Source organism: Pseudomonas sp. J452, assembly GCF_024666525.1.
GTDB lineage: Bacteria > Pseudomonadota > Gammaproteobacteria > Pseudomonadales > Pseudomonadaceae > Aquipseudomonas.
In genome coordinates this window covers 1,515,384-1,540,453 of the sequence record NZ_CP088294.1, presented here as the reverse complement: position 1 = coordinate 1,540,453, position 25,070 = coordinate 1,515,384, and the positions used below count along the sequence as shown (strand labels likewise).

The 25,070-nt window shown below is 63.7% G+C and carries 23 protein-coding genes and 1 pseudogene; 11 read left to right on the top strand and 13 right to left on the bottom strand.

Annotated elements, in window-relative coordinates; all coding sequences use genetic code 11:
• Positions 1-53 precede the first annotated feature (53 nt).
• The 5 genes from LRS11_RS06940 to LRS11_RS06920 all read left to right on the top strand — a co-directional run bounded on the left by LRS11_RS06940 (position 54) and on the right by LRS11_RS06920 (position 5,688).
• A complete protein-coding gene (locus LRS11_RS06940) occupies positions 54-1,136 on the top strand; it encodes a metallophosphoesterase (RefSeq protein WP_260496132.1) in 1,083 nt (360 codons plus the stop codon).
• Positions 1,085-3,427, top strand: coding sequence for an AAA family ATPase (locus tag LRS11_RS06935; RefSeq protein WP_260496131.1), 2,343 nt, complete (start codon positions 1,085-1,087; stop codon positions 3,425-3,427). Before LRS11_RS06940 ends, LRS11_RS06935 begins: the two co-directional genes overlap by 52 nt.
• Before the next feature lie 322 nt (positions 3,428-3,749).
• A complete protein-coding gene (locus LRS11_RS06930; protein ID WP_260496130.1) occupies positions 3,750-4,271 on the top strand; it encodes a demethoxyubiquinone hydroxylase family protein in 522 nt (173 codons plus the stop codon).
• A 76-nt stretch (positions 4,272-4,347) separates the two neighbouring features.
• Complete coding sequence (locus LRS11_RS06925) at positions 4,348-4,821, top strand: GNAT family N-acetyltransferase (RefSeq protein WP_260496129.1); 474 nt, start codon at positions 4,348-4,350, stop codon at positions 4,819-4,821.
• A gap of 57 nt (positions 4,822-4,878) precedes the next feature.
• Positions 4,879-5,688 carry a hypothetical protein gene (locus LRS11_RS06920; protein WP_260496128.1) on the top strand — a complete coding sequence of 270 codons (810 nt, stop codon included), beginning with the start codon at positions 4,879-4,881 and terminating at the stop codon, positions 5,686-5,688.
• Here the strand turns inward: LRS11_RS06920 and LRS11_RS06915 are convergent.
• A complete protein-coding gene (locus tag LRS11_RS06915; RefSeq protein ID WP_260496127.1) occupies positions 5,685-6,434 on the bottom strand; it encodes a substrate-binding periplasmic protein in 750 nt (249 codons plus the stop codon). The genes LRS11_RS06920 and LRS11_RS06915 overlap by 4 nt on opposite strands.
• 108 nt (positions 6,435-6,542) lie before the next feature.
• Between LRS11_RS06915 and LRS11_RS06910 the strand changes: the two genes are divergently transcribed.
• On the top strand, positions 6,543-7,013 hold the full coding sequence (locus LRS11_RS06910) for a transcription elongation factor GreAB (RefSeq protein ID WP_260496126.1): 471 nt from the start codon (positions 6,543-6,545) through the stop codon (positions 7,011-7,013).
• Positions 7,014-7,082: 69 nt separating this feature from the next.
• Here the strand turns inward: LRS11_RS06910 and LRS11_RS06905 are convergent, their stop codons facing one another.
• From LRS11_RS06905 to tkt, 9 genes and pseudogenes are all read right to left on the bottom strand, one after another.
• Positions 7,083-8,135 carry a cyclic nucleotide-binding domain-containing protein gene (locus tag LRS11_RS06905; protein ID WP_260496125.1) on the bottom strand — a complete coding sequence of 351 codons (1,053 nt, stop codon included), beginning with the start codon at positions 8,133-8,135 and terminating at the stop codon, positions 7,083-7,085.
• Positions 8,136-8,377: 242 nt separating this feature from the next.
• Positions 8,378-8,878, bottom strand: a complete 501-nt coding sequence (locus LRS11_RS06900) for a YgjP-like metallopeptidase domain-containing protein (protein ID WP_260496124.1) — start codon at positions 8,876-8,878, stop codon at positions 8,378-8,380.
• Positions 8,879-8,951: 73 nt separating this feature from the next.
• Complete coding sequence (locus LRS11_RS22450; protein WP_409519806.1) at positions 8,952-9,797, bottom strand: methyl-accepting chemotaxis protein; 846 nt, start codon at positions 9,795-9,797, stop codon at positions 8,952-8,954.
• A gap of 15 nt (positions 9,798-9,812) precedes the next feature.
• Positions 9,813-10,949, bottom strand: a pseudogene (locus tag LRS11_RS22445) (cache domain-containing protein); the annotation flags it as partial.
• 283 nt (positions 10,950-11,232) lie between these two features.
• On the bottom strand, positions 11,233-11,652 hold the full coding sequence (locus LRS11_RS06890; RefSeq protein ID WP_260496122.1) for a hypothetical protein: 420 nt from the start codon (positions 11,650-11,652) through the stop codon (positions 11,233-11,235).
• A 59-nt stretch (positions 11,653-11,711) separates the two neighbouring features.
• Positions 11,712-12,776 carry a class II fructose-bisphosphate aldolase gene (gene fba / locus LRS11_RS06885; RefSeq protein ID WP_173210141.1) on the bottom strand — a complete coding sequence of 355 codons (1,065 nt, stop codon included), beginning with the start codon at positions 12,774-12,776 and terminating at the stop codon, positions 11,712-11,714.
• Between the two features lie 80 nt (positions 12,777-12,856).
• A complete protein-coding gene (locus tag LRS11_RS06880) occupies positions 12,857-14,020 on the bottom strand; it encodes a phosphoglycerate kinase (protein WP_260496121.1) in 1,164 nt (387 codons plus the stop codon).
• A 2-nt stretch (positions 14,021-14,022) separates the two neighbouring features.
• The gene (epd, locus tag LRS11_RS06875) at positions 14,023-15,111 is read right to left on the bottom strand and encodes an erythrose-4-phosphate dehydrogenase (RefSeq protein ID WP_260496120.1); all 1,089 of its coding nucleotides are present in this window, start codon (positions 15,109-15,111) and stop codon (positions 14,023-14,025) included.
• A gap of 90 nt (positions 15,112-15,201) precedes the next feature.
• Complete coding sequence (gene tkt, locus LRS11_RS06870) at positions 15,202-17,202, bottom strand: transketolase (protein WP_260496119.1); 2,001 nt, start codon at positions 17,200-17,202, stop codon at positions 15,202-15,204.
• Between the two features lie 31 nt (positions 17,203-17,233).
• Here tkt and LRS11_RS06865 point away from each other — a divergent pair, with 31 nt between their 5' ends.
• From LRS11_RS06865 to metK, 3 genes are read left to right on the top strand one after another with little or no spacing between them, the layout of a single operon-like run.
• Positions 17,234-17,374, top strand: coding sequence for a hypothetical protein (locus LRS11_RS06865; RefSeq protein WP_260496118.1), 141 nt, complete (start codon positions 17,234-17,236; stop codon positions 17,372-17,374).
• Between the two features lie 20 nt (positions 17,375-17,394).
• Positions 17,395-18,402 carry an ArsR/SmtB family transcription factor gene (locus tag LRS11_RS06860; RefSeq protein WP_260496117.1) on the top strand — a complete coding sequence of 336 codons (1,008 nt, stop codon included), beginning with the start codon at positions 17,395-17,397 and terminating at the stop codon, positions 18,400-18,402.
• A gap of 15 nt (positions 18,403-18,417) precedes the next feature.
• Positions 18,418-19,608, top strand: a complete 1,191-nt coding sequence (gene metK / locus LRS11_RS06855) for a methionine adenosyltransferase (protein WP_260496116.1) — start codon at positions 18,418-18,420, stop codon at positions 19,606-19,608.
• 60 nt (positions 19,609-19,668) lie between these two features.
• On the opposite strand, the gene LRS11_RS06850 is transcribed toward metK, so the two are convergent.
• The 3 genes from LRS11_RS06850 to ompR all read right to left on the bottom strand — a co-directional run bounded on the left by LRS11_RS06850 (position 19,669) and on the right by ompR (position 22,137).
• Positions 19,669-19,887 carry a hypothetical protein gene (locus tag LRS11_RS06850; protein ID WP_182832338.1) on the bottom strand — a complete coding sequence of 73 codons (219 nt, stop codon included), beginning with the start codon at positions 19,885-19,887 and terminating at the stop codon, positions 19,669-19,671.
• Positions 19,888-19,988: 101 nt separating this feature from the next.
• Positions 19,989-21,302 (bottom strand): ATP-binding protein, encoded by a 1,314-nt coding sequence (locus tag LRS11_RS06845; RefSeq protein ID WP_260496115.1) that lies wholly within the window; start codon positions 21,300-21,302, stop codon positions 19,989-19,991.
• A 103-nt stretch (positions 21,303-21,405) separates the two neighbouring features.
• Entirely contained in the window at positions 21,406-22,137 is a 732-nt protein-coding gene (gene ompR, locus LRS11_RS06840) for a two-component system response regulator OmpR (RefSeq protein WP_173210161.1), read from the bottom strand.
• 183 nt (positions 22,138-22,320) lie between these two features.
• Here ompR and LRS11_RS06835 point away from each other — a divergent pair, with 183 nt between their 5' ends.
• Positions 22,321-24,657, top strand: a complete 2,337-nt coding sequence (locus tag LRS11_RS06835; RefSeq protein WP_260496114.1) for a Tex family protein — start codon at positions 22,321-22,323, stop codon at positions 24,655-24,657.
• A gap of 3 nt (positions 24,658-24,660) precedes the next feature.
• Complete coding sequence (locus LRS11_RS06830; protein ID WP_260496113.1) at positions 24,661-25,047, top strand: PaaI family thioesterase; 387 nt, start codon at positions 24,661-24,663, stop codon at positions 25,045-25,047.
• Positions 25,048-25,070 lie beyond the last annotated feature (23 nt).

Sequence of the window (25,070 nt, the reverse complement as noted above, 5' to 3'; positions counted from 1 at the left end):
CATGCCTTTTAATTTTTATCGAGCATACCTTTTTGAGTTAGCAGCGGACAATTATGACAACTCTCTCCTTCTCATGGCTCCATCTCACAGACTTTCATTTCGGCCTTCAGGGGCAAAAAAATCTCTGGCCGAACCTACGCCAGCCATTTCTCGACGACCTGGCGAATCTGCACGAAAAAACAGGCCCCTGGGATACCGTGCTCTTTACCGGCGACCTGGTTCAACAAGGCAAGTCGAAAGAGTTCGAGGAGCTGCAGAAGGAAGTTCTGGACAGGCTTTGGGAGAAGCTCACCGAACTTGGCTCAGGCGATGCCAGATTATTAGCCGTGCCTGGCAATCATGACTTGTGTCGCCCCGATCCAAAGGCCGACAACCCGGCTGCGGATACGCTCTTGGCTGACCACGGTTTTAGCGCTATCGCAGAGAAGTTCTGGGCCAATTCAGCGAACGGTTATCGCAAGGTCATTGACGATGCATTCGCCGGATACACGCAATGGTGGAGTACCTCACCATATCGCCCCAAGGAGTTAATCGCAGGGGAACTCCCCGGAGATTTTGCGTTTACACTGGAACGCGGCCCACACCGCATCGGCATCATCGGCCTGAACACCGCGTTCCTGCAGCTAAAGGCCGGCAATTTTAAAGGCAAGCTGATCTGGAATGTGCAGCAATTAAGCACAGTGTGTGGTGGCGCGGTGGACGATTGGCTGAAGCGCCATTCGCTATGCTTGTTACTGACCCATCAGGGCCCGGACTGGCTGACGCCTGCCGCCCGAACACATGGTGATAGTGAAATTTCACCCGCCGGGCGCTTCGCTCTTCATCTGTTTGGGCACATGCATGAACACTCTCTCCAGTACATCCGCAACGGCGGAAGCCCCCACGCCAGCCGCTTGTGCCAAGGCAGCTCTGTTTTCGGTATGGAAAAGTTCGGTGACCCGCCAACGCTGATGCGCAGCCACGGATACGCCGTTGGCAAGATTGAGTTTGCACAGGGGGGGGGGCCAACCTCAGAGTCTGGCCGCGTGTCGCCACCAACAAGCCCAGCGGCTGGCGGTTTGTTTCCGACAACCAAAACTGCCATTTGGAAGCAGATGAGGGCACCGCAGCAGAAGCTCTTGCACTACGCACGCTGAAAGCCCCCCCGGTTGCTGCCCCCAGTCCGGCCCTCGTCACGCGGACAACCTTACCGCAGGCTGCCCCGCGCACAATCAAACTGTACGGGCGTGAAAAGCTGCTGCAGGAAGCAGCAAAGCAATTACATAACTACCCATTCGTGCTGATTTATGGAATGCGCGGCAACGGCAAGACCGAATTCATCAAAGCGCTTGGAGAGAATGCGCCATTGCAAGGGACCGAGCTGATCCGCATCGTGCTCGACCCGGCAATCACCCCGGATTATTTGTTTCGCCAGGTTGCCAGGTTACTGGGCGATACCACCGAACTGCCCAAGGCGCCACAAGGCAATACGGAGGCGATCACTACGGAAATCCAGCGCCGCTATCCGAACCCGCGCCCGGCTTGGATTTGGCTTGACCAAGCACATCATTTGCTCGGCGCAGATGGATTTCGCAGCGACATTTACCATCTGCTGACCGGCTTGCAAACCGCCTTGGGAACACGATGGCATTGGGTTCTCGAACTGCGCGAACGCCCACCAAAAGGATTGTTTGGTAGCCTTGCTGCCCCGATCGAAATACCCGGTCTTGACAAGGATAGTCTGCGCGCATGCTTAGCTGAAGCTGCACCGCAAGATCAAACAGCTGAATGGCGCTACAGCGGTGGTCAGCTGAAGCGCATTTACGGCTGGCTGGGCGGTGGTCATGGCAATCAGGCTCACCCGCTTGCCATCCAGCTCTTAATCGAAGTTGCACGCGGACGCAACGAAACGCCTCTCAATGTACTTGAACGCCATATCGGAGACTTTGAGAAAAAGGTCGAAGATGTATTGATAGACGACCTCTATCGCAATGTTCTGTGTGCTACGGAACGGCAGCTGATCCAGACTCTGGCTTTATATCGGTCGGCGATCCCGCATGATCATCTGGAACAACTGGAGAAGAACCTGGAAGTTTTCGGTGCATGGGATGGCCTGGATCGCCGCTGTCTGCTTTCCGCGAGCGCCGATCATTCAAAGTTCTACCTGCACAGCTTTATCGCCGCCTGGCTGCGCACCCACCAGCTCGGCTATGTCGGTCACAGCGAAGACAGTGCAGCCGAATTTGCCGAGGCGACCAGTGAAGACGTACAGCAACACGCACACCATCTGCACGCCATGATCGCCACGTGTTGGCTGCAACAACTTGGTTCCAGCCAAAAAGCCACAAACCTTAATATCGAGCGCGCACTGGAGGCGTTCCATCATCTAATCTCGGCGGGCGATGCTGACCGCATACACAGGATTGCGGTAGAACTGATCACCGGAAATCTGGAGTGGGCGAAGCAGCGAATGAAAACGCTGGGGGATCATCTGCATAGAGCCAAGGCGCCCAATGACCAGCTCCTTAAAGTGCTCGAATACCGGGCCGTGCTTGATCCAGAGAATCACACAGTGCAACGCTTTCTGGGCGAGTGCTGGGCAAAAAAAGAAGGAAATTCAAGCGCCAAAGCGCTCAGGTGTTTTGAAGCAGCCTGTGCGCTGCGCCGCGATTTCCCGCAATACTGGGCGAACCTCGGGCGCACCCTGCTAGCGCAAGGCGAGGCTGGAGCGCGGGATTTTCTCCAGCGACTGACCGCGCTCGAGCAAAATTGCCCGCAAGCCATAAATGGTTTCGTACGCGCAATCCAATCGGATTGTCTTCAGAGAGTGGGCGACTCCGCCCAGGCCGCTTCCCTGCGCATGACGCAGATCAATACCCGCAGCCGCGATACTGTGTTCTACGTCGATGAGGCCAAGGCGCGGCTAGATGCAGGCGACACCGAGGGCGCATTGGAAATACTTGCTTTGGCTGACAAGTACGGCGTCGCCAATGACTACACGTTAGCTATTCGCGCCAAGGCATTACAGATAAGCAATCCCGCTCAGGCCGCTTCCCTGCGCATGGCACAGATCAACGTCCGCAGTCGCAATGCAGCGTTCTACAATGATGAGGCCAAGGCGCGGCTAGATGCGGGCAACACCAAGGGCGCAATGGAAATCCTTGATTTGGCTGACAAGTACGGCGTCGCCAGTGACTACACGCTAGCTATTCGCGCCACCGCGCTGCAGATAAGCAATCCCGCCCAAGCCGCTTCCCTGCGCATGGCGCAGATCAACGCCCGCAGCCGTAGTGCGGTGTTCTACAACGATGAGGCCAAGGCGCGGCTACATGCGGGCGACACCGAGGGCGCACTGGAAATTCTTGATTTGGCAGACAAGAACGGCGCCACCGATGACTACACGCAAACCATCCGAGCCAGCATGTTGCAGCAGACCACGCATGGCTAACCTGTCGAGTTATCACAAACATCAAAAAAGTGAGTGGTAGCTCGCACTTGCCGCTTTGGCGCTCTCCGGGTTGTTGCTCGCATTGTCTCGGAGCCGGCCCCGTCCAGCGTTCTGGGCCGCACTAGTCAGTGGCGCGTATGTCATCCCAGTAGCTCTCGTGATTAGCTATGTACAGCTCATTCATTAGCTCCGCAGTCGGGACACGCCTCAATGGGAAGCATCTGCCCGCCTCTAACAACGGGTTTAAGTCACCCGCCTCGATCGTTCCGGACCACATCCCGCGGCCCCTTAAGCAAAACGCTAATCCCTTATAGGAGTTTCAGTGGCTACGCAAAAAGAAGTCGAACGCATCCTGCGCGTCGACCATGCCGGAGAGCGTGGCGCTATCAGTATCTATACAACTCAAATCGCTGTTTCCAGGCGCCTGTGGCCAAGCTGTGTTCCTGCCCTTGAAGAAATGTTGGCGCATGAGAAATCGCACTACCGGACATTCGAGTCAGAACTGCGAAAAAGGCATGCGCGCACCTGTTATGCCCTCCCCCTGTGGAACCTGGGCGGTGCAACCCTGGGCCTGATCACAGCCCTGCTCGGGCCGAAAGCCATCTGGTCATGCACGGCCGCCGTCGAAAGCACCGTCTACAAGCACCTGCAAGAGCAGCTTCACTTTCTAGAGCAGCATGACCAGGCGGCCTGGCTGGCCGTCAAGGCGATTGAGGCAGACGAGAAATCCCACCTTGAGCACGCGCTGGACAATGGTGGTGAGCCAGTTAGAGCCAATTGGCTTATTTGGGCCGTGGTCTCTTCGTGTACATCCATGGCTATCTGGCTTTCGCGGAAGTTATGAACTGCCCAGCAACCGGTTAAAGTCGTTCGCTACGCACCTTCACCCCGTTGCAACCTTGCACCACAGAGCCACCCTCATGCCCATCACCTGGTTTGTCCGCCATCACGCCGACCTCTCCACCCACGAGCTTTACGCCCTGCTCGCCTTGCGCGCGCAGGTGTTCGTGGTTGAGCAGAACTGCCCTTATCTGGATGTGGATGGGCAGGACCTGCTCGGTGCTACCTGCCACCTGCTGGCCTGGCAGGGCGATGTGCTGGTGGCCTATCTGCGCCTGCTCGACCCAGCGACGCAGGGCGGTGATGTGGTGATCGGCCGCGTGGCGGTCGCGCCTGAGGCGCGCGGCACGGGCCTCGGTCATGCACTGATGGAGCGCGCACTGCTGGCCTGCGCCGAGCACTGGCCGGGCCGGCCAATTTATCTATCGGCCCAGGCGCACCTGCAGGGCTACTACGGCCGCTATGGCTTCGCCCCGGTCGGCGAGGTCTATCTGGACGACGGCATCCCGCATATCGGCATGCGCCGTAGCTCCACACAATCTCCACAGGCCTGACCCAGCACCTCCATCCTGGCGCCGCAGACTGCCGGCCTTCACCGAGGAGGACGGGCAATGCTGATGATGTTGGGACTCTTGCTGTGTGCGCTGTTGGCGCTTGCCGTACTGGTGCGCGGGCTGTTGCTGTTCCCCTGGTGCGGGGCCCGCCGCGGCTGGGCGCTGGCTCTGCGCCGTTATGGCCTGAGCGTGCTGCTGTGCGTCAGTGTGGCGGTGTGGGAGTTGGGTGCCCTTTATGGTTTCAGTTGGCGCCATCTCGGCCGGGTCAATCAGGTCGAGCTGGCCAATACCGCCGTGGCCTATGCCTACCCGCAGGTGTATGCCGACCTGGGCGAGCTGCGCCATGACTATGCCCGCTTCCGCCCCTCGGTCAGCTACTGGGACAACTGGCGCTTCGAAGAACGCATCACGGTGTGGGACAAGCTGCTGGGCGACACCGACTACCAGGTGCGCCTGCCCGATCGGGTGGTGGTGCTCGATGTGCATGGCAGCCCGCAGTATGACTACGCCCTGGAAGATGAGCAGGTCATCGCCCCCGACCGCGCGGATATGGGCCTGATTGCCAGCGTGCAGAGCCGCGACTCCTACGCCACCGAGCTGCAGGATCTGCAGGCCAACTGGTCGCAGCCGCAGCGTGGCGAGGTTCGTCTGCACCAGCGCTGCCTCAGCGCCTACAGCGCCCAGCCACGGGGCCTGAGCCTGACGCTGACAGCCAAGGCGCATCATCCGCTGACCATCTCCCCGCGTTTTGGCTTCTACCGCGTGACGCTTAGCTTCAGCCCGGCCGACGACTATGACTACGGGAGCCAGGATTTCCAGCGCATCAGCCGCGCCGAGTTCATGCGCCTGCGCGACTGCAAGGGCTAGTCCGGCATCTCCTGCCCTGGCAGCCAGCGTTGGTAGATCGTGGCGAAACTGCCGTCGGCCTTCATCGCATTCAGTGTCGCCTGCCACTGCGCAATCAGCGCATCGTCGGTCGATGGTGAGAAGGCGATGTAGGCATAGCTATGCAGAAAACTGTGCAAGGGTTCGACATCCTCCGGCTTGAGTTCGCCCAGGGCGAGCAGGCTGACCAGGGTGACGTTGTCCGCCACCACCACCGGCACCCGCCGATGGCGCAGCATGGTCATCATTTGCCTCGGCCCGATCACTCCGTAGAGGTTGGGCAGGCCCTTGGCTTCAAGCGTCTGGTAGCTGTACCACTGGCGCGGCACGGCGATGGTGCCGACCTTGCTGGCGTCTTCCAGGCTGGAGATGGTCAAGCCGGAACCCTTGAGGGCATAGAAACTGGTGGCGACCACGGTCAGCGGGCCGACCCACTTGAACAGCTGCTCGCGCTCCTCGGTACGCATGGCGACGAACAGCCCGGTATTCGGCTCGGTTTGCGCCGCCTGGTAGCCACGCGCCCAGGGCACCACGCTGATACGCGCCTGTTGCCCGGTGCGCCGGAGGATTTCCTCCACCACCTCAACACCGAGCCCGGCAGGCTTGCCCGCCTGGCTGAAATTCAGCGGCGGGTACTCCTCGGTGTACAGCTGCAGGGGCTCGGCCGCCAACCCCAGGCCGGCGTAGCAGAACATCAGGCACAGCAGGCAGCAGCGAAGAGTGCGCATGGGAGATCACCTTGCGGAATCTGCCTGAGTCTAGACCAGCGCATGGACACAAGACCCCGGCCAGGGTGGCCTGCTACCCTGCACGCCCGTTCACTGCCCGCCACGACCATGGACAAGACCCTTCTGCAACAACAGGTGTGCGAGCACCTGGAGGCCGATCTGGCCATGGCCGTGCGCGCAGCGCAAACCGCCCACGAAGCAGCCACCCACGAAGAAAATATCGCCGAGAACAAGTACGACACCCTCGGCCTGGAGGCCTCCTACCTGGCTGCCGGGCAGGCGCGGCGGGTGGAGGAGATTCGCCAGGCACTGCACGCCTGGCGAACCCTGCAGATGCGCGACTTCGACGAGGAACAGGGCATTCAGCTCGGCGCCCTGGTGTTGCTGCAGACGGCCGACGGGCGGCGCCAGTGCCTGCTGCTCGGCCCGGATGGCGCCGGCCTGAAACTACCGAGCGCATGGGGCGAGGTCATGCTGATCACCCCGCGCGCACCGCTCGGGCAGCAACTGCTGGGGCTCGGCGTGGGGGACGAGGTAAGCAGCGGCCCGCAGCGTTGGCAGATCCTGCAGGCCGTCTGACGCGCAGCCGCGCGCAGGCCGTGAAGACCGGCTGGCGAGACCACGCCCATCCCGCCTGCAGCGCCAGGCTCAGGCCGCAGCCGATGAAGCCTCGCCCAGCAGGTAGGCGTCGAAGCCGAGCTGGTTGAGCAGGTGCACGGCCAGTTCGCTGCGGATGCCGCCTTCCGGGGTGACCACATAGCAGGTGCCACGATCGAGGCTGTCGGCGTGGGTGCGCAGGTTGGCCACCGGCAGGTTGAAGCTCTCCGGCAGATGGCCCAGGCGGTACTCGACAGCCAGGCGCACATCGAGCAGCAGGTACTTGCGCCCGGCCTGTTGGCCGATCTTTTCCAGCTCCTTGCCGCTGATCCGCGGGATCAGGGTCGGTCGCACCAGCTCGACGAAGTCGTCACGGTGCAAGCGCGCCAGCTCGCCATCTTCGAGCATGGTCACGCTGGCCGAACGCACCGAGCCACTGACCAGCGCCTCCTCGCCGAAGAAGTCACCGCTCTCCAGGCTCAGCGCCGGCTGTTCGCGGTAAGCCGGTGGCAGGCTGATACGCGCGCGCCCGCGCTTGATCACGTAGAAGTGCTCGCCCGGCTCACCGTAGCTGACCACGTTGTCACCGGCCTTGGCCTCGACATACTCGAAACGCGCCAGCAGGGCATGCAGGTGCGAGGGCGCCAGGCGGCCGAACAGTGGAGTACCGAGCAAACGCGCCAGCCAGTCCTCGCCGTCATCCTCATCCACCTGCATGCCACCGCCCAGGCTGTCGACCTGATAGGCGGCTTCCTGGCTCCAGCCAAGCAGGCGCTCGAGCAACTGGTGCTCGACGGCGAACAGGCTGACATCGGTCAGTGCCTTGACCGTGGCCGGATTGGGCTGAGCCCCGTTGAGCGGCATGTGCGCCTGCGGCGAACCGCCTTCGAAGGTCTGCTTGGCCGGACCGGCATCCACCGCCACCTTGCCGCTGAGCAGGTAGTACTGCGCCAGCGAGCGCTCACCCTTCTGCAATAGCAGGGTACCGGCCGGGCGCTGCAGGTATGTCAGGCTGGCATGCAGCTGCTGGCGGTAATGCGGGGTGAGGAAGTCCATCGGACTGAAGCTGCTCAGCTGTTCGATGCTGAGCGTTGAACTACTCATGGGCTGTACTCCGCGAGAAGACGCGGCCTTGCGCGGGAAGGGGGCTCCATTGCCGATGGCATAGCTTAACCATAGCGCTTGGCCATCATCCTGGCGCTGACGCTGGTCGGATAGCTTATGCACAGCCGGCGGGGATGACTCTGTGGATAACCTGCGCATGATCCCGTCCAGGCCCGGTCAGCCGTGGGCTGCACCCTGCTGTTCAGTTCTTGTACGACTCGGCTTGCAGATTGATCACGCACTCAGTTCGGTGCAACCAATTCGCGCCAGGTCAGGTACACGCGCAGGTCGAATTCCAGCTGGTGGTAGCCCGGCAGCATGTATTCGCAGAGCTTGTAGAAGGCCTTGTTGTGGTCGACTTCCTTCAGGTGCGCCAGCTCGTGCACCACGATCATCTGCAGGAATTCCGGCGCCGCCTCCTTGAACAGCGCGGCCACACGGATCTCCTTCTTCGCCTTGAGCTTGCCGCCCTGCACCCGCGATACCGCCGTGTGCAGGCCAAGAGCGCGGTGGGTCAGGTCGAGGCGGTTGTCGTAGAGCACCTTGTCGATGTTCGGCGCGTTACGCAGGTGCTCCTGCTTGAGCCCCAGGGTGTAGGCATACAGGGCCTTGTCGCTCTGGATCTGGTGGCGCGCCGGATAGCGCGTGTCCAGGTAATCACCGAGACGGCCGTCGGCGATCATCTGCATCACCTGCTGCTGCAGGTGCATCGGGTAGGCCTGGAGGTATCTGAGCGCGGTCATCGGGCTGTACGGCGGGAACGGGTAGCCAGTCTACCGCCCACGGGGCCGCGCGGCACCCGTGGGCAGTGACCACTCAGCGCACCTTGAAGCGGTTGACCAGCTCGACCAGGCGGCGGTTGGAGGCGAGCAGCGCGTCGGTGCTCTTGTCCGCCTGCTGCCCGCTGCTGACCAGGTCATCGACCATGTGGCGGATGGCAACCATGTTCTGGTTGATCTCCTCGGTCACCGCGCTCTGCTCCTCGGCAGCCGTGGCGATCTGCGCGCTGAGGTCATGGATGCGCCCCACCGAAGAGGCCATGTCGTCGAGGCCGACGTTGACCCGCGAGGTCTTGTCCGCCGTGGCCTGGCAGCTGGCCTTGGTCTTCTCCATGGCCTGCACCGCCGAGCTGACGCCCTGCTGCAGCTTGCTGAGCATCTCGTTGATTTCCGAGGTGCTCTGCTGGGTGCGCCCGGCCAGGGCACGCACCTCGTCGGCGACCACGGCAAAGCCACGGCCCTGCTCACCGGCACGCGCCGCCTCGATGGCGGCGTTGAGCGCCAGCAGGTTGGTCTGCCCGGCAATTTCGCCGATCACGCCGAGCACATCGTTGATGCGCTGGGCGTCCTGCTGCATCTCCTGCACGCGCGCGGTGGCGCTTTCCACCTCGTCGACCAGGGCCAGCACGCTGGTCGAGGCTTCGGCCACTACCACACGGGACTGTTCGGCCTTGTCGTTGGCATCGCGGGTGAAGCTGGCGGTCTCGGTCGCGCTCTGTGCCACGGTGTCGGCGGTGGAGCTCATCTCGGTGATGGCCGTCACCGCCTGATCGGTTTCCGAGGCGTGGCGGGTCAGCACTTCGTTGGTGTGGCGCGACTGCTGCTGCAGTTGCCCAAGTTCTTCGGCGATCACCGCGGAAGCCTGGGTGACATCGGCGATCATGTTCTGCAGGTAGGCGATGAAACGGTTGACCGAGCTGCCCACCGCGTCCATCTCGTCCTCGCCCTTGAGGGCGATGCGCCGGGTCAGGTCGGCATCGCCAGCGGACAGCGAGTCGATATTGCCGCGTAGCACATGCAAGCGCTGCATCAGTTGGCGGATGGAAAACAGCATCATCGCCAGCAACAGGATCACCAGGGGAATCTGCAGGGTGGCCAGGGTCTTCAGCACACCGGCGCTGTTCTCGGTGAGCAGGTGAGTCGGCAGCGCCGCGGCCAGCAGCCAGGGCGTACCCTCGATCGGCTGCAGGTAGAAGGTCCAGTCATCGCCGTCCTTGGCCTGGAACTGGTGCTTGAACAAGGCGTCGCGGCCGATCTGGCCCAGCCCTTCCTGGATCTCGTTGACGAACAACGACTGACGAGCCAGCTCGGATACGTTCTTCAGCACGATCTCGCCGCCGATACTCGACTGGTTGCTGAGGATCTTGCCGTCCGGCTCGACGATCATCACCTCGCCCTGGATTTCCTTTTCCTTCTCGGCCACCAGCTTGTTGAAGAAGCCCAGGGTCACGTCGATGGTCGACACGCCGAACGGCGCACCATCCTTGCTGATGGCCATGGCGCAGTTGGTGCGCGGCTGGGCACTGGCATCGTCCTTGTAGGCCGCGGCCCAGGCGCAGTGGCCGGCCGGCGCCTGCTGGCCGGCGCGGTGCCAGGGCTGCTCGTAGTAGTTAGGCGCGGCGTCGGAGTTCCAGTAGGTGTTGACCGTCATCTTGCCGCTGGCATCGCGGTGGAAGAAGGTGCTGTGCTTGGCGAGTTCGGAGCGCTTTTGCGGCAGCGGCCAGATGCCGCCGCCGAACACCTTGGGATCACCGTACTGGTCGACCAGGCCGGGCACCACGCTATCGATGCTGGCGCTGTCGAGCAGTGGAATGGTCTGGGTGATGCTGCGCGACTGCGCTTCGACCTTGGCCAGCTCGAAGAGGATGGTCTCGGCGATCTTGTTGACCTTGCCTAGCACCAGCTGCTCTTCCGAGGCTTTCAGCTGTGGCGTGATGAAGTGGCGGATGCCCTCTTCAGTCAGGACAAAGATCACGGCGATAAAGGCAATGAAGATAAGGGTGTAGCGGGCCTGAATTGTTTTAAGCGAACTCATGGTTCACTCCTGGCTCTCGATCTGCGAATGCTTCGGTGGATGTAATGCAACACCTCACCACCTGCCGGCTCATGCCGGTCTGTGCGCTGCCGTACAGCGGCTAACGTCCCTCTCCTACACGCTCCTGCAAAGAGTCTAGATGGAGATGCCACTGTATCGGGATATGTATCGAGGGCTTGATGGCGGCGCGAGTAGCGCAGGGTTTTATCAGACGAACGTCATGCACGATCGTGCTAGATGAGGGGCGCCGCGGGTTACGGCTGGCCGGGAAGCAGGCCGCGAACTAGAGACGGGCCAGCGCGCCGGGCTTGCCCGCAAGATAGTCGCGATAAACCTGCAACAACTGCGCAGCGCTGTAGCGACAGCGTGGCGTCTGGCACTCGGCATTGAAGTCGAAGCGCCCAGCCATGGGCTCGGCCAGACGGATGTAGATGGCCGGCCACTCGCCACGCGTTGCGTCTGCCGGGGTGAACAGCAGACGCCCTTGGCGCTGTACCAGGGCACCTCCGGCGGCGGCATAGTCGAAGACGAACAGCAGGGTGCGCGAGGTCTTGGTGGTGCATTCGGCCTGGCTCAGGCACTGCTGCGGATCGGTTTCCAACGGCGTGGCGGCCGGCGCAGGAGCCACCACAACGGGCTGCTGGGCGCAGCCGACGAGCGCCAGCACGGCCGCGCAGAGTGCGCCTCGAACGATAGACGGCATTAGCTTTCCCCCGATAAACAAAAGCCCCGCAGAGCGGGGCTTTCGGTGCAGCAGATGGCTTAGTTGACCTTGGCGGTCAGCTCGCCCTTGGCATAGCGCTGGAACATGCCTTCCAGGGAGATCGGCTTGATCTTCGAGGCATTGCCGGCGGTGCCGAAGGCTTCGTAGCGGGCGATGCAGATGTCGCGCATGGCGGTGACGGTGGCGCCGAAGAACTTGCGCGGGTCGAACTCGCTCGGGTTGGTGGCCATCAGGCGGCGCATGGCACCGGTGGACGCCAGGCGCAGGTCGGTGTCGATGTTGACCTTGCGCACGCCGTACTTGATGCCTTCGACGATTTCTTCGACCGGCACGCCGTAGGTTTCTTTGATGTCGCCGCCGTACTGGTTGATGATCGCCAGCCACTCCTGCGGTACCGAGGAAGAGCCGTGCATCACCAGGTGGGTGTTGGGGATGCGCTTGTGGATTTCCTTGATGCGGTCGATGGCGAGGATGTCACCGGTCGGCGGCTTGGTGAACTTGTAGGCGCCGTGGCTGGTGCCGATGGCGATGGCCAGGGCATCGACCTGGGTGCGCTTGACGAAGTCGGCGGCTTCTTCCGGGTCGGTCAGCATCTGGCTGTGATCGAGCACGCCTTCGGCGCCAACGCCGTCTTCTTCGCCGGCCATGCCGGTTTCCAGGCTGCCCAGGCAACCCAGTTCACCTTCCACCGATACGCCGCAGGCGTGGGCAAAGGCGACGGTCTGCTGGGTGACGGCGACGTTGTAGTCGTAGTCGGCCGGGGTCTTGCCGTCTTCCTTCAGCGAGCCGTCCATCATTACCGAGCTGAAGCCCAGCTGGATCGAGCGCTGGCAGACGTCCGGGCTGGTGCCGTGGTCCTGGTGCATGCACACCGGGATATGCGGGAACTCTTCGATAGCGGCCAGGATCAGGTGGCGCAGGAACGGCGCGCCAGCGTATTTGCGGGCGCCGGCGGAAGCCTGGACGATCACCGGGGAATCGGTCTTGTCGGCCGCTTCCATGATCGCGCGCATCTGCTCGAGGTTGTTGACGTTGAAGGCCGGCACGCCGTAGCCGAATTCGGCGGCGTGGTCGAGCATCTGGCGCATGCTGATAAGTGCCATGGTGTTCTTTCTCCCGGTGGGGCTCGTTAATCGTGCAAGCCTGCCGCAGGGGCAGGCGCTATTCAAGTATTCGGGGCCACTCAGGCCTTGGCGCGTTGTTCCAGCACTGCCACGGCCGGCAGCACCTTGCCCTCGACGAACTCGAGGAAGGCACCACCACCGGTGGAGATATAGCTGATCTGCGCGCCGACGCCGTATTTGTCGATGGCGGCCAGGGTGTCGCCACCGCCGGCGATGGAGAAGGCCGGGCTTTCGGCGATGGCCTGGGCCAGTACCTTGGTGCCGTTGCCGAACTGGTCGAATTCGAACACGCCGACCGGACCGTTCCACAGGATGGTCTTCGACGACTTCAGCAGCTCGGCGAACTGCGCAGCAGTTTGCGGGCCGATGTCGAGGATCATGTCGTCTTCGGCCACGTCGGCGACCAGCTTGACGGTGGCTTCGGCGTCTTCGGCGAAGGCCTTGGCTACTACCACATCGACCGGCAGCGGCACGCTGACCTTGGCCGCGATGGCCTTGGCGGTGTCGATCAGGTCGGCCTCGTACAGCGATTTGCCGACCGGGAAACCGGCGGCGGCGAGAAAGGTGTTGGCGATGCCGCCACCGACGATCAGCTGGTCGCAGATCTGGCTCAGGCTGTTGAGTACGTCGAGCTTGGTCGACACCTTGGAGCCGGCGACGATCGCCGCCATCGGCTTGGCCGGGTTGCCCAGGGCCTTGCCCAGAGCGTCCAGCTCGGCAGCCAGCAGCGGGCCGGCAGCGGCGACCTTGGCGAACTTGGCCACGCCGTGGGTCGAACCCTCGGCGCGGTGGGCGGTACCGAAGGCGTCCATGACGAACACGTCGCACAGGGCGGCGTATTGCTGTGCCAGTTCGTCGGCGTTCTTCTTCTCGCCCTTGTTGAAGCGCACGTTCTCGAACAGCACGACCTGGCCCGGCTGCACGTCGACGCCGCCGAGGTAGTCGGCCACCAGCGGCACGTCACGACCGAGGGCCTTGCTCAGGTAGGCCGCCACCGGCGCCAGGCTGTTCTCTGCACTGAATTCGCCCTCGGTCGGGCGACCCAGGTGCGAGCAGACCATGACTGCCGCGCCCTTCTCCAGGGCCAGTTTGATGGTCGGCAGGGAGGCGAGGATGCGCGCGTCGCTCTTCACCACACCGTCTTTCACCGGGACGTTGAGGTCTTCGCGGATCAGCACGCGCTTACCGGCGAGGTCGAGGTCGGTCATCTTCAAAACAGTCATGGTCAGTCCTTCACAAGGGGCTGGTTAGTGGCTTTCTGTTCGGTGGAACAGGCAGAAACATCGAGAAAATGTTGGGCAACGTCGAGCATGCGGTTGGCAAACCCCCACTCGTTGTCGAACCAGGCCAACAGGTTCACCAGGCGCGGGCCGGATACGCGGGTCTGGCTGCCATCGACAATCGCCGAATGGGCGTCGTGGTTGAAGTCGCAGCTGGCGTGGGGCAGCTCGGTGTAGGCCAGCAGGCCCTGCAGCGGGCCGCTGCTGGCGGCCTCGCGCAGCACCCGGTTGATCTCTTCGGCACTGGTGTCGCGAGCGGTCTGCAGGGTGATATCCAGGCAGGACACGTTGACCGTCGGCACGCGGATGGCCTTGGCCTGGATGCGCCCGGTCAGTTCCGGCAGCAGGCGCTCGATACCGCGGGCCAGGCCGGTGGATACCGGGATCACCGACTGGAAGGCCGAGCGCGTGCGGCGCAGGTCTTCGTGGTGGTAGGCGTCGATCACTGGCTGGTCGTTCATCGCCGAGTGGATGGTGGTGATGGAAACGTACTCGATCCCCACCGTCTCATTCAGCAGCTTGAGCAGCGGCACCCCGCAGTTGGTGGTGCAGGAAGCGTTCGACACCAGCTTCTCGGCACCGCTCAGGCAGGCCTGATTGACGCCGAACACCACGGTGGCGTCGATATCCGCTTCGCTGGCCATCGGCTGGGAGAACAGCACGCGTGGCGCGCCGGCCGCCAGGAAGCGCTCGGCATCGGCGCGGCTGTGGTAGACGCCGGAGCATTCCAGCACCAGGTCGATATCCAGTGCGGCCCAGTCGATGGCCTCGGGCGTGGCCTGGCGCAGCACCTTCACGCAGTTGCCATTGATATGCAGGCAGTCGCCGTCGACCTTCACCTCGCCGGGGAAGCGGCCGTGGGTGGAGTCGAAGCGGGTCAGGTATTCGATGCTGGCCTGGTCGGCTAGGTCGTTCAGCGCAACGATCTCGAAACCGGCCGCGGCACCGCGCTCGTGCAAGGCGCGCAGCACGCAACGACCGATACGGCCGTAGCCGTTGAGGGCGACTTTGTAGGTGCGATTGGCGTTGGGCATGTTGGGCACGAATGCAGTCAACCTGTAGGAGCGAGCTTGCTCGCGATCAATGTTTGAGCATCGCGAGCAAGCTCGCTCCTACACAGGCCGTCAGGCGTCCAGCAGTTCGGCGGCGGTTTCCAGGAGATTCTCGACCGTGAAGCCGAACTCCTCGAACAGCGCCGGCGCCGGGGCGGACTCACCGAAGGTGGTCATGCCGATGATGCGCCCTTCCAGGCCGACGTACTTGTACCAGTAGTCCGCATGGGAGGCCTCGATGGCGATGCGCGCGCCGACCTGCAGCGGCAGCACGGCCTGCTTGTAGGCGGCGTCCTGCTGGTCGAACACGCTGGTCGACGGCATGGACACGACGCGCACCTTCTTGCCCTGCTCGCTCAGCTGGTCAAAGGCCTGCACGGCCAGGCCGACTTCCGAACCGGTGGCGATCAGGATCAGCTCCGGCTCGCCGGCGCAGTCCTTGAGTACGTAGGCACCACGGGCCACGTCGGCCAGCTGCTGGGCGTCGCGCGTCTGGTGCGGCAGGTTCTGCCGGCTGAAGATCAGCGCGGACGGGCCGTCGGCACGCTCGATAGCGTATTTCCAGGCCACCGCGGATTCCACCGCATCGGCCGGACGCCAGGTGTCCAGGTTCGGCGTGCCACGCAGGCTGGCCAGCTGCTCGATCGGCTGGTGGGTCGGGCCGTCTTCGCCCAGACCGATGGAGTCGTGGGTGAACACGAACAGCACGCGCTGCTTCATCAGCGAAGCCATGCGCACGGCGTTGCGCGCGTATTCCATGAAGATCAGGAAGGTCGCGCCGTAGGGGATGAAACCACCGTGCAGGGCGATGCCGTTCATGATCGCGCTCATGCCGAACTCGCGCACGCCATAGAACAGGTAGTTGCCGGACGCGTCAGCGGCCTCGACACCTTTGCAGCCTTTCCACAGGGTCAGGTTGGAGCCGGCCAGGTCGGCGGAACCACCGAGGAATTCCGGCAACAGCGGGCCAAAGGCGTTCAGCGCGTTCTGGCTGGCCTTGCGGCTGGCGATGGTCTCGCCCTTGGCGGCCACTTCCTGCACATAGGCAGCGGACTTCTCGGCGAAGTCGGCCGGCAGCTCGCCAGCCAGGCGGCGTTTGAGTTCGGCGGCCAGCTCAGGGTAGGCAGCGGCGTAGGCGGCGAACTTGTCGTTCCAGGCGGCTTCACGGGCGGCGCCAGCTTCCTTGGCGTCCCACTCGGCGTAGATTTCCGAAGGGATCTCAAACGGGCCATGGTTCCAGCCCAGGGCGGCGCGGGTCAGGGCGATTTCATCGTTGCCCAGCGCGGCTCCGTGGCACTCTTCCTTGCCCTGCTTGTTCGGCGAACCGAAGCCGATGATGGTCTTGCAGCAGATCAGGGTCGGACGGTCGCTGGACTTGCGCGCGGTCTCGATGGCGATCTTGATCTCGTCGGCATCGTGGCCGTCGACATTGCGGATCACCTGCCAGCCGTAGGCTTCGAAGCGAGCCGGGGTGTCGTCGGTGAACCAGCCGTGGACTTCGCCGTCGATGGAAATGCCGTTGTCGTCGTAGAAGGCGACCAGCTTGCCCAGGCCCAGGGTGCCGGCCAGCGAGCAGACTTCGTGGCTGATGCCTTCCATCATGCAGCCGTCGCCGAGGAAGGCGTAGGTGAAGTGATCGACCACGTTATGGCCGTCGCGGTTGAACTGCGCGCCCAGCACTTTTTCGGCGATGGCGAAGCCAACGGCGTTGGCGATGCCCTGGCCCAGCGGGCCAGTGGTGGTCTCGACGCCCGGGGTGTAGCCGTATTCCGGGTGGCCCGGGGTGCGGCTGTGCAGCTGGCGGAACTGCTTGAGATCGTCGATGCCCAGGTCGTAGCCGGTCAGGTGCAGCAGCGAGTAGATCAGCATCGAGCCGTGGCCGTTGGACAGCACGAAGCGGTCGCGGTCGGCCCAGTTCGGGTTGCTCGGGTTGTGCTGCAGATAGTCGCGCCACAGCACTTCGGCGATGTCCGCCATGCCCATGGGGGCACCGGGGTGGCCGCTGTTGGCTTTCTGCACAGCATCCATGCTGAGGGCACGAATGGCATTGGCACGCTCACGACGGCTGGACATCGCTGAATCTCCTGGGAAGGACTGTTGCTAAATGAGAGAAGCGGAAAAAGGCGCGCATTTTCGCCCAGCCAGGCGCTGCGGGGCAATGAAAGATCGACGAAAGCTGCCGGCCGACCTGCCCAGACATCAATATCAAAAAGTTTTGATATTGATGTTGCTGGATGAAAAGTGACCGACTAGACTGCCGCCACTATGAATATGCGCGTGCCCCAGCTCCGTTTCGAGCCAGCCGATGAGCTCGCCGCCCTGTGCAAGGCCGGCGGCGATCCGCTGCGCCTGAATGTGCTGCGCGCGCTGGCCAACGACTCGTTCGGCGTGCTGGAGCTGGCGCAGATCTTCGCCATCGGCCAGTCGGGCATGAGCCACCACCTCAAGGTCCTGGCCCAGGCCGGCCTGGTGGCCACCCGCCGCGAAGGCAATGCGATCTTCTACCGCCGCGCCCTGCCGCACAGCGAACTGCTCGGCGGCACCCTGCATGGCGCGCTGCTGGCGGAGGTCGACGAACTGCAGCTACCGGCCGAAGTGCAGGCGCGCATCGCCGCCGTGCACGCCCAGCGCGCCGCCGCCAGCCGCGACTTCTTCGCCAAGACGGCGGACAAGTTCCAGGCCCAGCAGGACCTGATCGCCGGCCTGCCGCAGTACCGCGACAGCGTGCTGGCCCTGCTCGATGCCCTGGGCTTCGCCGCCGGCGCCACGGCGCTGGAAGTCGGCCCCGGTGACGGCGGTTTCCTGCCGGAACTGGCGCGCCGCTTCAGCCGGGTGACCGCGCTGGACAACAGTGCGGCAATGCTGGAGCTGGCACGCCAGCGCTGCGCGCAAGAACAACTGGACAACGTCGAGCTGCAGCTTGCCGATGCCCTGAACGACGACATCGGCGCCGCCGACTGCGTGGTGGTGAACATGGTCCTGCACCATTTCGCCGCCCCGGCCGAGGCACTGAAGCAGCTGGCGCGCCTGGTCAAACCGGCCGGCAGCCTGCTGATCACCGAGCTGTGCAGCCATGACCAGAGTTGGGCCAGGACGGCCTGCGGCGATCTCTGGCTCGGCTTCGAACAGGAAGACTTGGCCCGTTGGGCCGATGCCGCGGGGCTCACGCCCGGCGAAAGCCTCTATGTGGGCCTCAAAAACGGCTTTCAGATTCAGGTACGGCACTTCGCCAAGCCGGATGCGAAGCAAACCCGCCAAACCAGGTACGAATAGGAATAGGATTTTGAAATGAGCGAATACTCCCTGTTTACCTCCGAGTCCGTGTCCGAAGGCCATCCGGACAAGATCGCCGACCAGATTTCCGATGCCGTCCTCGACGCCATCATCGCCCAGGACAAACACGCCCGCGTGGCCGTGGAAACCCTGGTCAAGACCGGCGTGGCCATCGTCGCCGGCGAAGTCACCACCAGCGCCTGGGTCGACCTGGAACAGATCGTCCGCGACGTGATCTGCGACATCGGTTACACCAACTCCGACGTCGGCTTCGACGGCGCCACCTGCGGCGTGCTGAACATCATTGGCAAGCAGTCCCCGGACATCAACCAGGGTGTCGACCGCGCCAAGCCGGAAGACCAGGGTGCCGGCGACCAGGGCCTGATGTTCGGCTACGCCAGCAACGAAACCGACGTGCTGATGCCGGCGCCGATCCGCCTGTCTCACGCTCTGGTCGAGCGCCAGGCCGAAGCGCGCAAGTCCGGCCTGCTGCCGTGGCTGCGCCCGGATGCCAAGAGCCAGGTCACCTGCCAGTACGAGAACGGCAAGGTGGTCGGTATCGACGCCGTGGTGCTGTCCACCCAGCACAACCCGGAGGTCAGCCTGAGCGACCTGCGCGAAGCGGTGATGGAGCTGATCATCAAGCACACCCTGCCGGCAGAGCTGCTGCACAAGGACACCCAGTTCCACATCAACCCGACCGGTAACTTCGTGATCGGCGGCCCGGTGGGCGATTGCGGCCTGACTGGGCGCAAGATCATCGTCGACAGCTACGGCGGCATGGCCCGTCACGGCGGCGGCGCATTCTCCGGCAAGGACCCATCCAAGGTTGACCGTTCGGCGGCCTATGCCGGTCGCTATGTGGCGAAGAACATCGTCGCCGCCGGCCTGGCCGATCGCTGCGAAATCCAGGTCTCCTACGCCATCGGCGTGGCCCAGCCGACCTCGATCTCGATCAACACCTTCGGCACCCACAAGATCGCCGAAGACAAGATCATCCAGCTGGTGCGCGAAGTGTTCGACCTGCGTCCGTACGCCATCACCAAGATGCTCGACCTGCTGCACCCGATGTACCGTGCCACTGCGGCCTACGGCCACTTCGGCCGTACCCCTGAGGAAGTGACCGTGGCTGGCGACAGCTTCACCACCTTCACCTGGGAAAAGACCGACAAAGTCGCCGACCTGCGCGCTGCCGCCGGTCTGTAAGCCTTGCCGCAATGCAAAAAGCCCCGCCTAGTGCGGGGCTTTTTTGTTGGCAGTGGATTTTCAGCCGAACTGCAAGCCGCCACTGGCGTACATCAGACCCAGCCCGGAGACGAGAACCAACAACGGGAAACGGATCGCCGGCTCGTAAATGGCAAAGATTGCCTGCGCAATGGGCGGGAAGATGAAATTCAGGACGCAGCACAGCAGCGACACCTGAATGCCACGGGCAACCGACCAGATGAAACCACTCAGGGCGATCAGCAAGCCGACGGTATTCATGCACAAACCTCCATGTTCAGTCGCTATCACTCCAGCGGGGCTGGCATTCTGCCTGCACCGCCCCATGATCGGCAATTTACCCGGATAGCAGAAGCCCAGCGCTATACCGCATCGCGCGGCAGCAGCAACCCCAGCGGCAGGCAGATACGCGCCTCCAGGCCGCCGCCCGAACGGTTGCGCAGTTCAACGCTACCGCCGTGCAGCGCGGCAATGCGCTTGACGATGGCCAGGCCAAGTCCGGTGCCCTTGCCACCACGCGCGCGATCGCCGCGGATAAAGGGGTTGAACAGTTCGCCCAGCTCGGCCGGATCAATGCCCGGGCCGCGATCCAGCACGCTGAGCACCACATAAGGCGCGCTGCTGTCGCCGGACAGGTTGGCCACCACCTCGACCCCCTTACCGCCATAACGCAGGGCGTTTTCCAGCAGGTTGGTCAGCAGGCGTTTCATCGACACCCGGCGCAGCGGGAACGGTGGCACCTGCTCCAGACACAGGCGCACCTGCTCGCGCTGCTGGTTGTAGGGCGCCACCACTTCGCGCACCAGCTCGCTGAGCTCACAGGACTCCGGCTTCTCGTCGCGGCCGTCGCGGATGAAGGCGAGGAACTGGTCGAGAATGGCGTCCATGTCCTCGATATCGCGGATCATGTCCTCGGTCAGCTCCGAGTCGCTGTCGAGCAACTCCAGCGACAGGCGCAGGCGGGTCAGCGGTGTGCGCAGGTCATGGGACACCCCGGCCAGCATCAGCTCGCGCTCGCGCGCGCCCTGCTCGACATCCTCGGCCATCTGGTTGAAGGCGCGGTAGACCTCGGTCATCTCGCTCGGCGTGTCGCTTACCGGCAGGCGCACGCTGCGCCCCTGGCCGAGCTGGCGGGCAGCAAACACCAGGCGCTTGAGCGGCGCACTGAGCTGGCGCACGAAGATCCACGCCGCCGCCGTCGACAGCAGGCCGATGCCGAGGAACCAGCCGAGCACACTCCAGATCTTCTGCCCACGCAGCGGGTGCGGATACAGCGGCACCTTGGTCCAGCCGTCCCCCAGATTTGGCGCACGCACCCACAGCGCGGGCGGGCTCTTGACCCGTACCCGCACCTCGGTGTCCGGGCCCAACTCGGCCTGCATCTGGCGTAGGAATATCTCCGAATAGGGCCAGTGCTGCTCGGTCGGCGGCACCTGGTCGGCGGCCACCTGCTTCAGGGTCGCCGCAGTGGCGATATGCGCACGATCCTCCGGATCGGCTGCCCAGTAGGCACGCAGAGTCAGCGCGGCACCGTGGCTGTACTGACGATCGACCAGCACGTCCTCGTTCATCATCAGGTAAACCAGGGTCAGCGCCTTGGAAAACAACACGACCACCAGCACCAGCCAGAGGGTGCGAGCGAAGAAGCTTTGCGGAAACCAGAGCGGGGTTTTCATCAGGGCGACGCGATACCTGTAGGAGCCAGCTTGCTGGCGATGGGGTGAGCGGGATCGCCAGCAAGCTGGCTCCTACAGCACCCCGAACGAGCGTGATACCGAGTTACTTGCTGCCATCCGGCACAAACACATAGCCCACGCCCCACACCGTCTGGATATAGCGCGGCTTGGACGGATCCGGCTCGATCAGCCGGCGCAGGCGCGAGATCTGCACATCGATGGAGCGCTCCAGGGCGTCCCACTCACGACCACGGGCCAGGTTCATCAGCTTGTCGCGGGTCAGCGGCTCGCGGGCGTGCTGGACCAGGGCCTTGAGCACGGCGAACTCACCGGTGGTGAGCATGTGCACCTCGTCACCCTTCTTCAGCTCGCGGGTGGCCAGGGACAGTTCGTACTCGCCAAAGCTGACACTCTCGTCCTCGCTGCCCGGTGCGCCCGGCACCACCGGCGCCTGGCGGCGTAGCACGGCCTTGATCCGCGCCAGCAGCTCGCGCGGGTTGAACGGCTTGGCCAGGTAGTCGTCGGCGCCCTGCTCCAGGCCCTGAATACGGCTGGCTTCGTCGCCCTTGGCGGTGAGCATGATGATCGGCAGCTGGTTGTTCGCCGCGCGCAGGCGACCGCAGGCGGACAGGCCGTCCTCGCCCGGCAGCATGAGGTCGAGCACCAGCAGCTGGAACAGCTCGCGGGCCAGCAGGCGATCCATCTGCTCGACGTTCTCCACGGCGCGCACGCGGTAGCCCTGCTCGCTGAGGAAGCGCTCCAGCAGGCGGCGCAGGCCGGGGTCATCGTCGACGATAAGGATTTTCTCGCCTTCCACTACAGGTGTGCTGCTCATGATTTCTCCCATTCGAAGTACCGGCATTATTGCCCAGCACCGATGATTGGCGGCTGGCCCCATTGTTAGCAGATTTTTCCCCGAACGGTGCCCATGGCCTTAGAAGGCGGTGTTTATAATGCGGCGCTTTCGTGCCGGGCAGCCTTAGGGCGGCCGGCTGGTGTTCTCCGTCAGGTGTTTTAAATGGACAGTATCAACACTCGCATCGCCAACGAGCTGGGCGTGCGCCCGCAACAGGTTGCCGCCGCCGTGGCCCTGCTCGATGAAGGCTCCACCGTGCCATTCATCGCCCGCTACCGTAAGGAAGTCACCGGCAGCCTCGACGATACCCAGCTGCGCAACCTGGAAGAACGCCTGCGCTACCTGCGCGAACTGGACGAGCGCCGCACGGCGATCCTCGCCAGCATCGAGGAGCAGGGCAAGCTGACCCCCGAGCTGACCCGCGAGATCAACCTGGCCGAGACCAAGACGCGCCTGGAAGACCTCTACCTGCCGTACAAACAGAAGCGCCGCACCAAGGGCCAGATCGCCCTGGAAGCCGGCCTCGGCGAGCTGGCCGATGGCCTGTTCAACGACCCGAACCTGAATCCCGAGAGCGAAGCCGCGCGCTTCATCGACGCCGAGAAAGGCTTCGCCGACGTCAAGGCCGTGCTCGAAGGCGCCAAGTACATCCTCATGGAACGCTTCGCCGAAGACGCCACCCTGCTCGAGCGCCTGCGCAGCTACCTCAAGGACAACGCCACCCTCAGCGCCCGCCTGGTTGCCGGCAAGGAAACCGAGGGCGCCAAGTTCAGCGACTACTTCGAGCACGACGAAGCCTTCAAGGGCGTACCGTCGCACCGTGCCCTGGCGATCTTCCGCGGGCGCAACGAAGGCATCCTCGGCGCCAGCCTCAAGGTCGGCGACGAAGCACCGGGCAGCATGCACCCGTGCGAAGGCATGATCGGCGAGCGCTTCGGCGTCGACAACCGTGGCCGCGCCGCCGACAAGTGGCTGGGCGAAGTGGTGCGCTGGACCTGGAAGGTCAAGCTCTACACCCACCTGGAAACCGACCTGTTCAGCGAGCTGCGCGAGAAGGCCGAGGAAGAGGCGATCAACGTCTTCGCCCGCAACCTGCACGACCTGCTGCTGGCCGCCCCGGCCGGCCCGCGCGCCACCCTGGCGCTGGACCCGGGCCTGCGTACCGGCTGCAAGGTGGCGGTGGTCGACGCCACCGGCAAGGTGCTGGAAACCGCCACCGTCTACCCGCACGCGCCGCGCAACGACTGGGACGGCACTCTGGCGATCCTCGCCAAGCTGTGCGCCAAGCATGCCGTGGACCTGATCTCGATCGGCAACGGCACCGCCAGCCGCGAGACCGACAAGCTGGCCGCCGACCTGATCAAGAAGCTGCCGGGCCTCAAGCTGACCAAAGTGATGGTCAGCGAAGCCGGCGCCTCGGTGTACTCGGCCTCCGAGCTGGCCGCCAAGGAATTCCCGGACATGGACGTGTCGCTGCGCGGCGCAGTAAGCATCGCCCGCCGCCTGCAGGACCCACTGGCCGAGCTGGTGAAGATCGACCCGAAATCCATCGGCGTCGGCCAGTACCAGCACGACGTGTCGCAGCTCAAGCTGGCGCGCTCGCTGGATGCGGTGGTGGAAGACTGTGTGAACGCCGTCGGCGTTGATGTGAATACCGCTTCCGTTGCCCTGCTGGCACGCATCTCCGGGCTCAACGCGACCCTGGCGCAAAATATCGTCAGCCACCGCGACGCCAACGGCGCGTTCAAGACCCGCGACGAGCTGAAGAAGGTCTCGCGCCTGGGCGAGAAGACGTTCGAGCAGGCCGCCGGCTTCCTCCGCGTGATGAACGGCGACAACCCGCTGGACGCTTCCGGCGTGCACCCGGAAACCTACCGCCTGGTGCAACGCATCGCCGAAGGCACCAGCCGCGACATCCGCTCGCTGATCGGCGACTCGAGCTTCCTCAAGCGCCTCGATCCCAAGCAGTTCACCGATGAAAGCTTCGGCCTGCCGACCGTCACCGACATCCTCAAGGAACTCGACAAACCCGGCCGCGACCCGCGCCCGGAGTTCAAGACCGCCGAGTTCCAGGACGGCGTGGAAACCCTCAAGGACCTGCAGCCAGGCATGGTGCTGGAAGGCGTGGTGACCAACGTCACCAACTTCGGCGCCTTCGTCGACATCGGCGTGCACCAGGATGGCCTGGTGCACATCAGCGCCCTGTCGGAGAAGTTCGTCAAGGACCCGTACGAGGTGGTCAAGGCCGGCGATATCGTCAAGGTCAAGGTCATGGAAGTGGACATCCCGCGTAACCGCGTCGGCCTGTCCATGCGCATGAGCGACACCCCCGGCGAGAAGGTCGACGGCCCGCGCGGTGGCGCGCGCCCTGGCAACGGCGGGCAGAACCGTGGCGGCAACCAGCCGCGCAGCGAACGCCACTCCAGCCAGGACAAGCCGGCCCCGACCAATGCCGGCATGGCCGCGCTGTTCGCCAACGCCAAGCAATTGAAGAAGTAAGCCATGAGCACTCCCTCACCCGTTGGCCAGGACAGCAACTTCAGCAAGCTGCTGGGCATCGTCATCGACAAGGCCGAGAACGGCGAAGCGCAGGCGCGCATGAGCATGCAGGAGCACCTGCTCAACCTGCACGGACGCATGCACGGCGGCGCGCTGTTCTCGCTGATCGACACCACCCTCGGCCAGGCCAGCCACAGCCTGTTCGGCGGCGCGGCCGGCAGCATGACCCTGGAGTGCAAGGTCAACTACATCCGCGCGGTCGAGCAGGGCGAGATCCTCTGCACGGCCCGCGTGCTGAATGCCGGGCGCAAGGTGCATGTGCTGGAGGCCAAGGTGGAACAAGCCGGCAAGCTGATCGCCACGGCCCAGGCCACCTTTATCTGCAAGTAAATGTAGGGCGGGAGCAGCCCGCG

Coding starts and splice junctions, on each gene's coding strand:
- LRS11_RS06940 (WP_260496132.1), top strand. CDS start 54: ATGACAACTCTCTCCTTCTCATGGCTCCATCTCACAGACTTTCATTTC.
- LRS11_RS06925 (WP_260496129.1), top strand. CDS start 4,348: ATGCCCATCACCTGGTTTGTCCGCCATCACGCCGACCTCTCCACCCAC.
- LRS11_RS06920 (WP_260496128.1), top strand. CDS start 4,879: ATGCTGATGATGTTGGGACTCTTGCTGTGTGCGCTGTTGGCGCTTGCC.
- LRS11_RS06915 (WP_260496127.1), bottom strand. CDS start 6,434: ATGCGCACTCTTCGCTGCTGCCTGCTGTGCCTGATGTTCTGCTACGCC.
- LRS11_RS06910 (WP_260496126.1), top strand. CDS start 6,543: ATGGACAAGACCCTTCTGCAACAACAGGTGTGCGAGCACCTGGAGGCC.
- LRS11_RS06905 (WP_260496125.1), bottom strand. CDS start 8,135: ATGAGTAGTTCAACGCTCAGCATCGAACAGCTGAGCAGCTTCAGTCCG.
- LRS11_RS06900 (WP_260496124.1), bottom strand. CDS start 8,878: ATGACCGCGCTCAGATACCTCCAGGCCTACCCGATGCACCTGCAGCAG.
- LRS11_RS22450 (WP_409519806.1), bottom strand. CDS start 9,797: ATGATCGCCGATGTCACCCAGGCTTCCGCGGTGATCGCCGAAGAACTT.
- LRS11_RS06890 (WP_260496122.1), bottom strand. CDS start 11,652: ATGCCGTCTATCGTTCGAGGCGCACTCTGCGCGGCCGTGCTGGCGCTC.
- fba (WP_173210141.1), bottom strand. CDS start 12,776: ATGGCACTTATCAGCATGCGCCAGATGCTCGACCACGCCGCCGAATTC.
- LRS11_RS06880 (WP_260496121.1), bottom strand. CDS start 14,020: ATGACTGTTTTGAAGATGACCGACCTCGACCTCGCCGGTAAGCGCGTG.
- epd (WP_260496120.1), bottom strand. CDS start 15,111: ATGCCCAACGCCAATCGCACCTACAAAGTCGCCCTCAACGGCTACGGC.
- tkt (WP_260496119.1), bottom strand. CDS start 17,202: ATGTCCAGCCGTCGTGAGCGTGCCAATGCCATTCGTGCCCTCAGCATG.
- LRS11_RS06865 (WP_260496118.1), top strand. CDS start 17,234: ATGAGAGAAGCGGAAAAAGGCGCGCATTTTCGCCCAGCCAGGCGCTGC.
- LRS11_RS06860 (WP_260496117.1), top strand. CDS start 17,395: ATGAATATGCGCGTGCCCCAGCTCCGTTTCGAGCCAGCCGATGAGCTC.
- metK (WP_260496116.1), top strand. CDS start 18,418: ATGAGCGAATACTCCCTGTTTACCTCCGAGTCCGTGTCCGAAGGCCAT.
- LRS11_RS06850 (WP_182832338.1), bottom strand. CDS start 19,887: ATGAATACCGTCGGCTTGCTGATCGCCCTGAGTGGTTTCATCTGGTCG.
- LRS11_RS06845 (WP_260496115.1), bottom strand. CDS start 21,302: ATGAAAACCCCGCTCTGGTTTCCGCAAAGCTTCTTCGCTCGCACCCTC.
- ompR (WP_173210161.1), bottom strand. CDS start 22,137: ATGAGCAGCACACCTGTAGTGGAAGGCGAGAAAATCCTTATCGTCGAC.
- LRS11_RS06835 (WP_260496114.1), top strand. CDS start 22,321: ATGGACAGTATCAACACTCGCATCGCCAACGAGCTGGGCGTGCGCCCG.
- LRS11_RS06830 (WP_260496113.1), top strand. CDS start 24,661: ATGAGCACTCCCTCACCCGTTGGCCAGGACAGCAACTTCAGCAAGCTG.